The 13,597-nt window shown below is 54.1% G+C and carries 10 protein-coding genes; 7 read left to right on the top strand and 3 right to left on the bottom strand.

Annotated features, from left to right (window positions below; genetic code table 11):
• Positions 1 to 26 precede the first annotated feature (26 nt).
• A complete protein-coding gene (locus tag AB0A83_RS11985; RefSeq protein ID WP_150048702.1) occupies positions 27 to 1,193 on the bottom strand; it encodes an aminotransferase class V-fold PLP-dependent enzyme in 1,167 nt (388 codons plus the stop codon).
• A gap of 447 nt (positions 1,194 to 1,640) precedes the next feature.
• Here AB0A83_RS11985 and AB0A83_RS11980 point away from each other — a divergent pair, with 447 nt between their 5' ends.
• Positions 1,641 to 5,642: a hypothetical protein gene (locus AB0A83_RS11980; RefSeq protein ID WP_367154258.1), complete on the top strand. Its 4,002-nt coding sequence runs from the start codon at positions 1,641 to 1,643 to the stop codon at positions 5,640 to 5,642.
• Here AB0A83_RS11980 and AB0A83_RS11975 read toward each other — a convergent pair.
• Positions 5,631 to 7,121: a methyl-accepting chemotaxis protein gene (locus AB0A83_RS11975; protein ID WP_150048698.1), complete on the bottom strand. Its 1,491-nt coding sequence runs from the start codon at positions 7,119 to 7,121 to the stop codon at positions 5,631 to 5,633. The two genes, AB0A83_RS11980 and AB0A83_RS11975, sit on opposite strands and share 12 nt — an antisense overlap.
• Positions 7,118 to 7,663: a PAS domain-containing protein gene (locus AB0A83_RS11970; RefSeq protein ID WP_150048696.1), complete on the bottom strand. Its 546-nt coding sequence runs from the start codon at positions 7,661 to 7,663 to the stop codon at positions 7,118 to 7,120. Before AB0A83_RS11970 ends, AB0A83_RS11975 begins: the two co-directional genes overlap by 4 nt.
• Before the next feature lie 454 nt (positions 7,664 to 8,117).
• Here AB0A83_RS11970 and rpmH point away from each other — a divergent pair, with 454 nt between their 5' ends.
• The 6 genes from rpmH (at position 8,118) to AB0A83_RS11940 (ending at position 13,526) form a co-directional block, all read left to right on the top strand.
• Complete coding sequence (gene rpmH / locus AB0A83_RS11965; protein WP_150048694.1) at positions 8,118 to 8,252, top strand: 50S ribosomal protein L34; 135 nt, start codon at positions 8,118 to 8,120, stop codon at positions 8,250 to 8,252.
• Entirely contained in the window at positions 8,253 to 8,621 is a 369-nt protein-coding gene (rnpA, locus tag AB0A83_RS11960) for a ribonuclease P protein component (RefSeq protein ID WP_150048692.1), read from the top strand.
• Positions 8,603 to 8,827: a membrane protein insertion efficiency factor YidD gene (gene yidD, locus AB0A83_RS11955; RefSeq protein WP_150048690.1), complete on the top strand. Its 225-nt coding sequence runs from the start codon at positions 8,603 to 8,605 to the stop codon at positions 8,825 to 8,827. The genes rnpA and yidD overlap by 19 nt, the downstream gene beginning before the upstream one ends.
• Positions 8,828 to 8,829: 2 nt before the next feature.
• Positions 8,830 to 10,533, top strand: coding sequence for a membrane protein insertase YidC (gene yidC, locus AB0A83_RS11950; protein ID WP_150048688.1), 1,704 nt, complete (start codon positions 8,830 to 8,832; stop codon positions 10,531 to 10,533).
• A gap of 2 nt (positions 10,534 to 10,535) precedes the next feature.
• Positions 10,536 to 11,876, top strand: a complete 1,341-nt coding sequence (gene mnmE, locus AB0A83_RS11945) for a tRNA uridine-5-carboxymethylaminomethyl(34) synthesis GTPase MnmE (protein WP_150048686.1) — start codon at positions 10,536 to 10,538, stop codon at positions 11,874 to 11,876.
• A 336-nt stretch (positions 11,877 to 12,212) separates the two neighbouring features.
• Complete coding sequence (locus AB0A83_RS11940; RefSeq protein WP_367154255.1) at positions 12,213 to 13,526, top strand: tyrosine-type recombinase/integrase; 1,314 nt, start codon at positions 12,213 to 12,215, stop codon at positions 13,524 to 13,526.
• Positions 13,527 to 13,597 lie beyond the last annotated feature (71 nt).

The following is a 13,597-nucleotide window of genomic DNA, read 5'->3' as shown; positions in this document are numbered from 1 at the left end:
TGAGAGTCCGGCCGTAGCGCAAAGGATTATTTCAACTCGGAACGATAGTAGTCCAGCGCTGCACCGACGCCGCTGCCGGCCTTGATGTCGAAGCCGTGGTCCAACAGCGCCATTTCCACACCGGCTATCGCGCCCAGCATGGATACGTCGTTCATGTCGCCGATGTGGCCGATGCGGAACACCTTGCCGGCGACTTCGCTCAGGCCGGCGCCCAGCGAAATGTTGTATTTTCGGTAAGCCGTAGCGATGACCTCGCGGGCGTCTTTATCGGCCGGTACTACCACCGCGGTCACGGTGTCGGATTCGAAACCGGGTTGGGCGCAAATGCTCAAGCCCCACGCGGCCACAGCGCGGCGGGTGCCTTCGCCTAAGCGGTGGTGGCGGGCGTAAATGTTGTCCATGCCTTCGGCCAGCAGTAATTCCAGAGACTTTTTCAAGCCGTGCAGCATCGGCGTGGACGGGGTGTACGGGGTGTAACCGTCTTTGTTGGACGCGGCCATGTCTTTCAGCGAAAAGAAGGAACGCGGGAAGTTGCTGGTTTCGACGGCGGCCAGGGCTTTTGGGCTGAAGCACAAAATCGCCAAGCCGGCCGGCAGCATAAAGCCTTTTTGCGAGCCGCTGATCGCGCCGTCCACGCCCCATTCGTCCATCCGAAAGTCGATACTGGCGATGGAGCTGACGCCGTCCACGAACAGCAAGGCCGGATGGCCGGCGGCGTCCATGGCTTTACGGACGCCGGGAATATTGCTGGTCACGCCGGTGGAGGTTTCGTTGTGAGTGGCCAACACCGCTTTGATGCTGTGGCCGCTATCTTCTTTCAGGCGGGCTTCCAAGTGGTCCAGCGGGATGCCTTTGCCCCATTCGATTTCGTGCATTTCCACGTCGAAACCCAAATTTCTAGCGGCGTTGGCCCACAAATGGCCGAATTGGCCGAAGCGATAAATCAGCACTTTATCGCCTTGGTTCAAGCAGTTGGTCAGCGCCACTTCCCAGCCGGCGGTGCCGGTGGCCGGGTAAACGAAGCATTGGCCGGCTTCGGTGCGGAATACGTGTTTCAGGTCGGCCAGAATCGGTTTCAGCAGGTTGGGAAAAATCGGCGAGCGATGGTCTTCCATGGGCACGTGCATCGCGCTCAAAACTTCGTGCGGGGTATTGGTAGGACCGGGGACAAATAAGTGGTTGCGACCTGCCATCTGGCTTCTCCTAGTTAGTGGGTTGATAGCGCTGAAACCGCGGGATGTTGGCATATTTGCCGCTTTTGGGCAAGTCTAGGTCTCAGTCTCCGCTTTGATGCCAACGATAAAAAAGCTTTTCAAACCGAATGATTCGGAACGATTTGAAGTATTATTTTTTGAATAAAGTCTCTCGTTCGATGAATGCAAAGCCGTTACCTACAATTTGCTTGCACTCGGCCCTGAAACTCGTTAATTCGCCGGATATTCAAGTGATTATCGCGTAGCGCGAACCGAGCCGATTCAATAACGACGAGAGGAACATTGCCTAACCCGCCGGAGCTCGCTTTTCGCCGGAGTATCGATTCGCCGTCGGGCGGTCAACGGCGTTGAAGCGTTGGCTGCCGCGGTAGTTTTTGCATAATGTTTACCAGTCCAGTCAGCCGATTGATCACACGAGGGTTTGCCATGCTTGTCGTTCGTCGCTTCTTGCTGTTGCTCGTTTCGGTTTTCGCCGTTGTGCCGTATGCGTCGGCGTTCGACCAGCAGCGAGTGCCGGATATTTTAAAGCCTTGGATTCCCTGGGTTTTGTCCGATCAAGTCGATTTGGCATGTCCGTTCGGCTATCAGGATTTTCAGCAAAAACTGTGTGTCTGGCCCAGCCGGTTGCAGCTCGATTTAACGCGGACCGGCGGACATTTTCACGGCGAATGGCAGTTGCACCGTGCCGGCTGGATCACTCTTCCGGGGGATAGCGAACATTGGCCGCAACGGGTATCGCTGGAAAGAACGCCAGCGGTTGTGTTGCAACGCGACGGTAGGCCGGTCGTTTGGTCGGCGGCGGCGCGGGTCTCGGTGAGCGGCGAATTTGTCTGGAACGCACTGCCGGAGCGTTTGTCCTTGCCGGAAGCTACGGCCTTGATCGGGGTTGCGGTCGACGGCCGGCCTTTGTCTTACCCGCATATCGAAGCCGAAACCCTTTGGTTGGCCGCCGGGGCGGTTGCCGAGGCCGCGACTGCGGATAGCTTGGACTTACAGGTTTTCAGGCGGATAAGCGACGACAATCCCTTACAGGTTTCGACCCGTTTGGAATTGAACGTCTCCGGCAAGGTAAGAGACGTCGATCTTGCCTATGCCTTGTTGCCCGGTTTCGTTCCGGTCAGCATACATAGTCCTTTGCCGGCACGGATAGAACCCAACGGACATCTGCGGGTGCAAATACGTGCCGGTCGATGGCAGCTGGACCTCAACGCGCGTTATCCGAACCAACCGAGCGCCTTAACCTTGCCGCCTGCCGAGGCGTCGGTTTGGCCGTCGGTGGAACTTTGGTCGTTTCAGGCCGAACCGAAGTTGCGGGTTGTGGAGATAGCCGGGGTTACCCAAGTCGACCCCAGTCAAACTAACGTTCCGGCGGAATGGCAGGCCTTGCCGACTTACAGGGTGCAAGCCGGTCAGAGCATGCACTTTCAACCGGTCAGCCGCGGGGATCCCGATTCGGCACCCAATCAGCTGTCGCTCACGCGCAATATCTGGTTGGATTTCGCCGGAACGGGTTACACGGTACGCGACCGGATTAGCGGCACCATGAATAGGGAATGGCGGCTGAACGCGATGCCGGCCATGCAACTGGGGCAAGTATTGCTGGACGGCAAAAATCAATTGATTACCACGCTTGCCGACGGCGAGCGCGGTGTGGAAATCAGGCGAGGTTCTCTGGAAATGCTGGCCGATAGCCGCTTGGAACAGGGCATAGGGCGCATCGATGCGACCGGGTGGCGGCACGTCTTTCAGCAAGCCGAGGCGGAATTGAATATTCCTCCGGGCTGGCGTTTGCTGGCGGTCAGCGGTGTCGATAATCGGCCGGCCTGTTGGTTGTTCGATTGGCGTTTATCGGACTTATTCCTGATAGTCTTGATCGTGTTTGCCGCAGCCAAGCTGTGGACGTGGCGTTGGGGGGCCGTGTTGGCCATCGCGCTGTTATTGATTTGGCAGGAGCCCGATGCGCCGCGCTGGATTTGGTTGCATTTATTCGTCGCACTCCATTTGCTGCGCAAATTTCCTCAGCAGCGTTGGGTCTTGTGGCTTAAGGGATACCGCAACGTATGCTATCTAGCGCTGTTACTGTTGCTACTGCCGTTTGCGCTAGGACAGCTGCGCCTGAGTTTGTATCCGCAAGGGGATAGTCCGGCCCGGCCGCCTGTCCCGGTGGCCATGGCCGAGCAAGCCTCTATCCCCGCGCCTATGGCGGACGCCATGGAAGCAGGGCCACCCGTAAGCTTGTTTGCCCAAAAATCTCATCTCAAGCGGGCGATGCCGGCGGGCCCCGCCATTAGTGGAGATGCGGACACATTCGAACGGGTAGATCCCGATGCCAATCTGCAAACCGGTCCCGGTATTCCGCAATGGCATTGGCACACGGTGCATTTAAGCTGGAACGGCAGCGTGGACGGCGCACACCAGCTCGGCTTGTGGTATTTGCCGCCGTTGGCCCTGCAGTTGTTACGCATTGTGCAGACCGGTTTGACGCTGATGTTGGCCGTCAAATTATTCGGTTGGCCTCGCGATTGGCGCAAATTTCTGCCTAATCCGGCTTGCGTTGGTCTGGCGCTGGTACTTTTCTTGGCGAATGCCGATTTGTATGCGCAGATTCCGGATGCCAACTTGTTGCAGGAATTGAAAACCCGTTTGCTGGAGGCGCCGGACTGTTTGCCCGAATGCGCGCAAATTTCCGACTTGGTTGTTGGGCTGGATTCCGAGCAATTGCGCTTGGAGCTGGAAGTCCATGCTCAAACCGAGCTAGCGGTACCGATTCCGGGCGACAGGCAGCAATGGTATCCGAACGACGTGCTCTTGAACGGAATGCCGGCAAGCGGTTTGATCCGGCAGCAACAGCAGCTTTGGCTAAAGGTGCCGGCGGGGGTCAATCGCGTGGTCATGCACGGCGCCTATCCGCTACAAGATAGATTCGTGTTGGTTTTGCCGTTAGTGCCGCAAAAGGGGCGGAGTATAGGCGATGGCTGGACGGTAAGCGGATTTCAAGACAACGGTCGGGTCGGTCCGCAATTGGAATTCAATCGGAATGCCCCGCGCGATCCGGGCACTAAACGCGATATGGAGACGATGCGACCGTTTTTACGCGTGGAGCGGGAGCTGCATTTGGATTTGGATTGGCGGGTGACTACGCGCGTTTTGCACCAGGGGGAGGAACTGCGGCCGGTGTTGATTGAAGTACCGCTGCTGGCCGGGGAGTCGGTGCTCAGCGCTAACGTGCGGGTGCAGGACGGGAAGGCGGTGGTCACTATGCCGGCCGGGCAATCCGGCATGGAATGGCAGTCCAGCCTGGATAAGCGTGACACTATCGAACTAACCGCGGCCGATGCCGCCGATTGGAGCGAAGTATGGCGAGCGGACATCGCCCCGCTCTGGCATGTGCAAAGCGCGGGAATTCCGGTACTAAGCCGTGAGCAGGGCGCCGACTATTTGCCGGAATGGCGGCCTTGGCCGGGCGAAAAAGTGATTTTACAGATCAGTAGGCCCAAGCCGGCACCGGGTGTTACCTTAACCATAGAGCGTAGCGACCTGACGCTTACTCAAAGCGACCGCGATCAGTCAGCCGTGCTGGATGTGCACTTGCGCAGTTCCAAAGGCGGTCTGCACAGCATAAAACTTCCGCCCGGAGCCCAACTGCAACAGGTCAGTATCGACGGCGTTGTGCAAGCCATACGCTTAAGCGGCGATCACATTCGCTTTCCGCTGCGGCCAGGGCAACAGCAAATCGGTTTGGAATGGCGGACGGTTGAAGCGCAAAGTCTGTTGCTGCGCTCGCCGGCAGTCGATCTCGGTATGCCGAGTGTGAACCATCATATTCGTATCGTGCCGGCCGACGGGCGCTGGCTGTTGTTTGCCGCGGGGCCCGGATTAGGGCCGGCCAACGCGTTTTGGGGTATTGTAGCCTTGGCCGCACTATTGGCATGGGGGTTGGGTAAGGCTTCCGCTACGCCGTTAAAAGCCGGGCATTGGTTGATTTTACTGCTGGGACTGAGCCAGCTACCGACCAAAGCGGCCCTGCTTCCGGTGGTCTGGCTGCTTGCCGTCGGTTTGCGGGAGCGCTGCATCCCGCAAGTGCGCTGGCAATACCATGTGCTGCAAATCGGTTTGCTCGTGCTGTCGCTCGCGGGTCTGTTGTTGCTGGCGGCAAGTCTGCGGCAAGCGCTGCTCGGCGAAGCCACTATGTTTATCGCCGGAAACCATTCGGCGACCGGCGAGTTGAATTGGTATCAGGACCGAGTGGATTCCGCACCGGCCGGCGCGTTCGTGTTGTCCGTGCCTATGGTTTGCTACCGGCTGGTCATGTTGCTGTGGTCGTTTTGGTTGATCGTGAGTTTGTTGAACTGGCTGCCTTGGGTTTGGCGTTGCTTGACAGCCGGCGGCTTGTGGAAGCCAAAGCCGCCGACGTCTTTAAGCGTTTAATTGTTCGGGATTGAAGCGTTTCTTTTCCTCTATCATCTCGTCGATGAATTTCATGACTTGCGCGCTGGCTTGCTCGGAAAGTTGCATTTGTTTGATGATTTCATCCAGCTTTTTCGGATCGTCCTCCCAATTGCCGCGGGAGGTCTGATAGGCGAATTGCGTGGTCAAATGCACCTGCTGATGCGGGTAATCCAGATTGCTGTAAGCGCGGGTGGCGCGGAATTTCTCGTAACCTATGCCTTGGTAATACCATTTGCCTAAGCGGCAGTTGTGATTGTCGACCATAATCGCCTTGTACTCGGGGCATTCCGTCTCGGTGGCAATCGCAATGTAGCCGTTTTGTTTGTAAATGATGTGATCTAATTTGGTCAGCAGGCCGAAGGACTTATCGCCGGCATAACTGATGTAGCGGGTCGATTCTTTGGCTGAATGGGATAAATCCGAAAATTGTTTTCGAAACGAACTGACCTGTTCCATGATTTGCTGAGACAACGCCGCGGAGCTTTCCGCTTCCGTATGCATTTGCGCGACGCGCTTGTTGAAGGCATTGATAGTGCGGGATACCTCCATGGCCGCAGTCTTGGTATGCTCCGACAAGTTTTTTACTTCGTCGGCTACAACGGCGAAGCCGCGGCCGTGTTCGCCGGCGCGGGCCGCTTCGATAGAGGCGTTAAGCGCCAGCAAATTGGTTTGGTCGGCGATACCGGTAATCATGGACAGGGATTCGGTGATTTGTTTGCTGTCGTTGATTAAAGCCGTGATCACGCCGGAAACCGAATGCACATTGCTGTTGATGTCGTGCAAAGACGCGCTGATCAAATCCACCGTGCCTAAGCTGGCGTCGGCGTTGCGTCCGGTTTGAGAGGCAATTTTCTCCACTTTTTGCAGCTGTTCGGTGATGTTGGCCAAATCGTTTTGACAAGCTTTCAGATTGTCGGACAAATTATTGGTGTTCAAGGCATGCAAGCCGGAAGCCAATCGGCGTTTGATCATCAATCTGTCGTTCTCGTGCATGTGTTCCAGCGCGCGGTTGATGTGGATGGCCGACTGTTTCAACAAGCCGGGAAAGCCGTCGGCCAGCGAGTAACGGTAGCGGTTGCCTTTGGCGGCTTCTTTGAAGCAGGTGTTTACCTCCTTGAAATAGGACTCCATGATGTCCAGGGTATCGTTCAATTCCCATGCCACTTTGCCGATCTCGCCCATGCCGCGGGTTTCGGTGATGCGATGATAGAGTTCGCCCTTATTGGTCGCCACCAGGACCTGTTCGATGCGCGCCAATACCTCCAGTTGTTGCTTGCTGTTGCGCCAAGCGTCGAATGCGATCAAAGGTAACGGCAGGACCAGTAGGCTATAAAGCCAGGAAAAGCCCGCGCTAAACAATTGATGGCCGTAAATGAGCACGGTGCTGAGTAAAATGCCGGCAATGGAATAGTTAGCGCGGGTTTTTAAGAATGGAATATTGGCGCTGACGTTTTTCATCGAGTGCCTCCGTTGGGTTTATACAGGTTCAAGACCAAGTGATGATAATCGTGGGAGCCGGTTTCTATCACGCGTTGTTTTAAATACTCCATGGATTTGTAGGGGGCGTCTTTGCGGTCGCTACTTTTTTCTATGGCGAGCATTTCGCGATACAAGGGTTCGATCACGTCCAAAGCCGAGCGCGGCGGGTTGCGCCGTACCGAGTAATAGCCCTGCAGTTGCCCGTTTTTATCCATATCCGGGGTGATGTTGGCGAATACCCAATAAAAGCTGCCGTCGGCACATAAATTTTTGACGAATCCGAAGAATTCGTCGCCGGCTTTTAAGGCGTCCCACATATAGCGGAACACGCCTCTGGGCATGTCCGGGTGGCGAATCAGGTTATGTTGAACTCCCAATAACTCGCGCTCGGAGTAACCGGAAATTTGCATGAAAATGCGATTTGCGTAAGTGATAAGCCCGGTGGTGTCGGTTTTGGAGACGATAAAATCGTCGGGCGCCAATTGCTTTTCGTTATTATTAGGCGTGATTTTTGGTTTCATTTATCCATTCCGCATCAGATCCTTCGGGACCTCGTCCCTAACAGAGAAAAAGGTAAATTGAAAGAATTCGGCTAGCGCACCGGTAGCAATTCCGGCTAGGGCTAGTCGCTCAAAATTATGGACCGAAATCTTAGAATATGTTGGGATTCTAACGATCGATCACCAAGACAAGCAACCGGAACAGTGATGACGGTTTGATAGCCGCGAGGCTTTGTAAATCGCGGATAGGCAGTAATTCGAAGATGCTTGCCGGCTTGGTTCGTGTATTTGGCGGTTTACGATTGCCGCGGATTCATGGTTTTCGGTTAAAGCCTTCAACACAGAAAGGTCCGGGGTTGGAGCCGGGGTAAATCGAAGTCAATCAGGATGCTCGCGCACGTTGAAATTGACAGTCCGTCCGCTGTTCACGTATCATCCGCCATCTTTTTACCTGCTAGCAATTAGGCAAAAACTCATGAAAAGAACTTATCAACCCAGCAAACTAAAACGCGTCAGAACTCACGGTTTCCGTGCCAGAATGGCAACCGTAGGCGGCCGTAAAGTACTTAATGCGCGTAGAGCAAAAGGCCGCGCTTCTTTGACCGTCTAATTGGCGGCCGAAGAATTCTGTTTTCCCGATGCTTATCGGCTCAGGACGCCAGCCGATTACAAAAATGTCTTTACAAATCCGGTAAAGTCCAGCGACAGGTACTTTACCGTATTGGCCGTCAACAACCTTCTGGAGCATCCGCGCTTGGGTTTGGCGATTGCCAAAAAAGCCATCAAAAAAGCAGTCGCAAGGAACCGTATCAAAAGAACTGTCCGGGAAAGCTTTAGACTACAACGGCAACAAATCATCAATATCGATATTGTTGTTTTGGCACGCGGGGAAGCGGCCAACGCGGACCCGCACATTTTGAGGAAGTCATTGGAACGGCATTGGCTTAAATTGGTAGATCGATGCGATTCCTGCTCATAACCCTGATCAAGGTTTACAAATACTGCATTAGCCCCTTGCTGGGGCCGCGGTGCCGTTTTTACCCCAGTTGCTCAAGTTATGGCTTGGAAGCTATTCAACGCTTCGGCGCTGCGAAAGGCTCATATCTAACGCTAAGACGATTACTGAAATGCCACCCTTTTCACGAGGGCGGTATCGATCCTGTTCCGGAAAAACCGAGTAAATAACGATGGATAACATTAGATTTTTGCTGATCATGGCTCTGCTGATGATCTCTTATATGCTGTGGGAGTCGTGGCAGATCGATTATGGGCCGAAACCTCAAGCTATAGTCTCCGATAAGCCTTTGGTTGCCGATTCGCCCGAAGCAAGTTTAGCCATGGACGGTGGAGCCGCCGCTCAGGCCGCGGCACCGGCTAATGGCGCCGCCGTGCAAGCTAGCCGGAAAATCGTAAAAGTAGTCACCGACGTCGTCACGGTGGAAATCGATACCGAAGGCGGCACCCTGCTTAACTTGGATTTACTCAACTATCCGCAAGAGAAAGTCAATGGCTACGTGCAAAAAGCTTATCAGCTGATAGGCATGCAGGCACCGGAAAAAGACTTGTCCCCCATCCGGTTATTGAGCGCTGATCAAGACAAGATTTTTCTAGCCCAAAGCGGTTTGGTGTCCAGCGGAAATTCCGCTACGGCTCCGGACCATCACGCAGTGTTCGAAGCGCAACAAGCCGTTTATCAGCTTAAAGACGGCGAACAAGAGCTGGCGGTACCCTTGACTTGGAGCGATGCTAACGGTTTGCGCATCACCAAACTATTTACCTTCAAGCGCGGCAGCTATGCGGTCGAATTGACGCAAAAAGTCAGCAATCAATCCGGCACCGCTTGGACCGGGCGACAATATAACCAATTGCTGCGGCTGGAGCACAGCGATAAAAGCAACAACTTTATCAGAACTTTTTCCGGCGGCGCGCTTTATACGGATAAAGAAAAGTTCCAAAAAATCAATTTCGAGGACATGGCCAATAAAAACCTGGAGCTGACTGCGCCGGGCGGCTGGAGCGGTTTTATTCAACATTATTTCGCCAGCGCCTGGATTCCGGCGGCGGATCAAGAAAACCATTTTTATACCAAATCCTTGAATGACGCTCGCTTCGTAATCGGCTCTTATTCCCCGGATTTGACCGTTCCCGCCAACGGCGAGGGCGAATTTAGCGCGCAACTTTTTGCCGGCCCGAAAATACAACCTGTGATGGAAGCTTTGGCGCCGGGTCTGGAATTGACCGTCGATTACAGCTGGCTCACGGTCATCGCCAAGCCTATCTACTGGCTGTTGAACAAGATTCACGGCTACGTGGATAACTGGGGCGTGGCGATTCTAGGGGTCACCTTCTTCATCAAAGCGTTGTTTTTCAAGCTGTCTAAGGCCAGTTTCCAGTCCATGGCCAAGATGCGCAAAATTCAGCCTAAATTGAAGGAGTTACAAGAACGTTATGCCGATGACAGGCAACGTTTCAACACCGAAATGATGGCCATGTACAAGCGCGAAAAGGTCAATCCTTTGGGTGGCTGTTTGCCCATACTGGTGCAGATTCCGGTGTTCATTTCTTTGTACTGGGTGTTGATCGAAACCGTTGAGCTGCGTCAGGCCGAATTTGCCTTGTGGATTCAGGACCTGTCGGTGCAAGATCCGTTTTATCTGTTGCCGATTATCTACGGTATCACGATGAAAATTCAGCAAGGTTTGAACCCGGCACCGGTCGATCCGCTGCAAGCCCAAGTCATGAAAATGTTCCCCATCGTATTTACGGTGTTTTTCCTGTTCTTTCCATCGGGTTTGGTGCTTTACTGGATTTGCAATAACACCCTGTCCATTATTCAGCAGTGGTATATCACCAAGCATGTTTTAGAAGAAGACGCTCATCATCACCACTAAACATGCTGCAGGACGGCGACACCATAGCCGCCATCGCCACGCCGCCGGGTAACGGCGGCGTTGGCGTCATCCGCATTTCCGGCCCGCGAGCGGCCGAAATTGCTCGTCGACTGGCAGGTAAACTGCCTAAACCCCGATACGCCGTATTCCGGCATTTTCGCGACTCCGCTGCGGGCCTGATCGATTCCGGATTGATGTTGTATTTTCCGGGGCCTGCCTCGTTTACCGGCGAAGACGTGTTGGAGCTGCAAGCTCACGGCGGCCGGATCGTGCTCGACATGCTATTGCGGCGGGTATTGGAGTGTGGCGCACGCATGGCGGAACCGGGCGAATTCAGCAGACGGGCGTTTTTGAACAACAAAATCGATTTGGTGCAAGCCGAAGCGATAGCCGATTTGATCACCAGCAGTACCGAACAAGCCGTTCGCTCGGCCCAGCAATCCTTGCAGGGCGTATTTTCCCAACAGGTTAGCGAATTGGTCGACGAATTGATCGAACTGCGAGTGTTCATCGAAGCGGCGATCGATTTCGTCGACGAAGAAATCGATTTTCTGAGCGATGGGCTGGTTGCCGAGCGAATCAAGCGCTTGCGCGACCGGGTTCGGATCATTCAACTGAGTGCGCAGCAAGGACGCTTGTTACACGACGGCATTAGCGTAGTGTTGGCCGGGCGGCCCAATGCCGGCAAATCCAGTTTATTGAACGCGCTGGCCGGTTACGATGCGGCCATCGTGGCCGAGATGGCAGGTACCACCCGCGACGTGTTGCGCGAACGGATACAGGTCGACGGCATGCCGTTGCACATCATCGACACTGCTGGGTTGCGCGACAGCGACTGTACAATCGAGCAAGAAGGCGTGCGCCGTGCGCAACGCGAAATCCGGCAGGCCGACGTGGTATTGCAGTTGATCGATGCGAGTGACGATTCGGCTGTGCCCGGGGATTTAGGCTTGCCGGCCGGCGCAACCCTGGTCAAGGTATTCAATAAAATCGACTTAATCGGGCAAGCGCCCGGAATGCTCGAATCCGAGTACGGGGTAGAGATTCGGCTATCGGCAAAAACCGGGCAGGGCTTGGAGTTGTTGCGCGCCCATCTGAAACGTTGCGCCGGGTTTAGCGACGCAAGCGAAAATGCCTTCGTTGCCCGTCGCAGGCATGTGGCAGCTTTGCTTGGCGCGGAACAGGCGCTGGCGAACGCCGAGGCGCAGATGCAAGCTGCGGCGCCGGAATTGGTTGCCGAAGAGTTGCGGCAAGCTCAAACCGGTTTGGCGTCGATTACCGGCGAGTTCGGCGTCGACGATCTGTTGGGCGAAATCTTCTCCAGTTTTTGTATCGGAAAATAGCTACGCTTCCAGTCTGTTCCGAAGGCTTCCATAAAACTCATTAAAAACCAATATTTTAATGTGTTTTTGTTTCGAATTGATCTTGCTTAATCCTGTCAAATCCGCCTAAAATTGTGCCCAAGACTGTGCCCATGCGGTAACGTCTGGCTTCTCCTGGGCACAAATTCTGTGCCCTAGCGCCCTTAACATAGGGTGGGGAATCCAACTGTTTAAGGGCGCAAGGGTGCATAACTAGTCGTAAATTATTGTTTTTAAAATAATTAGGCGATGTGCCCATGATTTTAGGCTGTGCCCATGATCAAGCTATTTCATGGGCACATATCGACGGAGATGGTTATGGCGCTTAGTGAAGTCAAATTGCGTAACTTGAAGCCCAAGGAAAAGGCTTTTCAAGAATCCGATGGCGGTGGCATGTTTGTCGAGGTATTGCCGAGCGGTGGAAAGGTTTGGCGCTTGCGTTACCGACTATTTGGCAAACAGGAAAAAGTCAGCTTGGGCGAATATCCGGCTTACAGTTTGGCCGAAGCCCGCCAGTGGCGAGCGGATTGCGCCGCTTTGGTTACCCGCGGATTGTCGCCCATGGCATTGAAGCGGGGTGATGCAATACCCAATGATGTAAAACCCGAAGCCAAAGAATTGGCTGATGCATTTCTGAAAAACTGGTGCCGGGAAGCAATCCAGAAGCAGCAAATCAAAACAGCCGCGATTCAGGCGGAGGACACGGTCGAGGCTTTTGCCCGGCGTTGGTATGCTGAAATCGTCGAGCCGAACAACAGCAATCCCCGTAATATCCATCGGGTGTTGGAAAAGGACGTCATTCCCGCCATTGGCGGAAAACAAATTGGCGATGTCACCGTCACTGATGTCCTTGCAATCACGGACAAAGTCAAAGCCCGTGGCGCTGATCAAATGGCCTTGCAAACCCGCAATGTGCTGAAACGCCTTTTTGCCTACGCCATTGCCAGAGAAAAAGCCAAATTCAACCCGGCGGCGGCGATTGAAGCCAAATTTATCGCCACCGCCAAAAGCCGCGACGTAGCTTTAACCGCGGCGGAAATCGGCAAGTTGCTGCGGGCCATTTACCAGTCATCTATTAAGCGTTCCCACAAGCTGGCGCTGCATTTATTGATCCTGTGCATGGTGCGCAAATGCGAATTGATCGAAGCGCGCTGGGATGAAATTGATTTTGATCAGGGGCTTTGGATCATCCCCGGCGAGCGCATGAAAAAAGATAAAGACCATGTGGTGTTCTTAACCGAACAGGCACTGGCGATGTTTGAAGAGTTAAAGGGCTTGGCTAGCGGCTCCGAATGGGTATTTCCCAGCACGCACAGCCTGGACAAACCAATATCGAAATCGACATTGAATGTCGCGGTGCGTAGTTTCGACGCCGACGTGCAAAACTTTGTGATTCACGACTTTCGCCGCACCGCATCCACCCATTTACATGAAGCCGGCTTCAATTCCGACTGGATAGAAAAATCACTGGCGCATGAGACTAAAGGCATACGTGGCGTTTACAATAAAGCCCAATATGCCGACCAGCGCCGAGAGATGCTGAAATGGTGGGCGGATTTTGTCGACAGCCAAATCGAAGAAAACCGCAAAGTGATCATCGGCCGCTTTGGCAAGGCTTACAACGCAAATTAAATTAGCAACAGGATGTGATGCTTGGCTATGCTTTTTCCGGCATTGATGCACCACAAAACTAATAAGGACAC

The sequence above is a fragment of the Methylomonas sp. HYX-M1 genome (assembly GCF_040741385.1).
Lineage (GTDB): Bacteria > Pseudomonadota > Gammaproteobacteria > Methylococcales > Methylomonadaceae > Methylomonas > Methylomonas rhizoryzae.
Note: the sequence above shows the minus strand (reverse complement) of the source record. Positions and strands in the feature narration are given on the sequence as shown.

Coding starts and splice junctions, on each gene's coding strand:
- AB0A83_RS11985 (WP_150048702.1), bottom strand. CDS start 1,193: ATGGCAGGTCGCAACCACTTATTTGTCCCCGGTCCTACCAATACCCCG.
- AB0A83_RS11980 (WP_367154258.1), top strand. CDS start 1,641: ATGCTTGTCGTTCGTCGCTTCTTGCTGTTGCTCGTTTCGGTTTTCGCC.
- AB0A83_RS11975 (WP_150048698.1), bottom strand. CDS start 7,121: ATGAAAAACGTCAGCGCCAATATTCCATTCTTAAAAACCCGCGCTAAC.
- AB0A83_RS11970 (WP_150048696.1), bottom strand. CDS start 7,663: ATGAAACCAAAAATCACGCCTAATAATAACGAAAAGCAATTGGCGCCC.
- rpmH (WP_150048694.1), top strand. CDS start 8,118: ATGAAAAGAACTTATCAACCCAGCAAACTAAAACGCGTCAGAACTCAC.
- yidD (WP_150048690.1), top strand. CDS start 8,603: ATGCGATTCCTGCTCATAACCCTGATCAAGGTTTACAAATACTGCATT.
- yidC (WP_150048688.1), top strand. CDS start 8,830: ATGGATAACATTAGATTTTTGCTGATCATGGCTCTGCTGATGATCTCT.
- mnmE (WP_150048686.1), top strand. CDS start 10,536: ATGCTGCAGGACGGCGACACCATAGCCGCCATCGCCACGCCGCCGGGT.
- AB0A83_RS11940 (WP_367154255.1), top strand. CDS start 12,213: ATGGCGCTTAGTGAAGTCAAATTGCGTAACTTGAAGCCCAAGGAAAAG.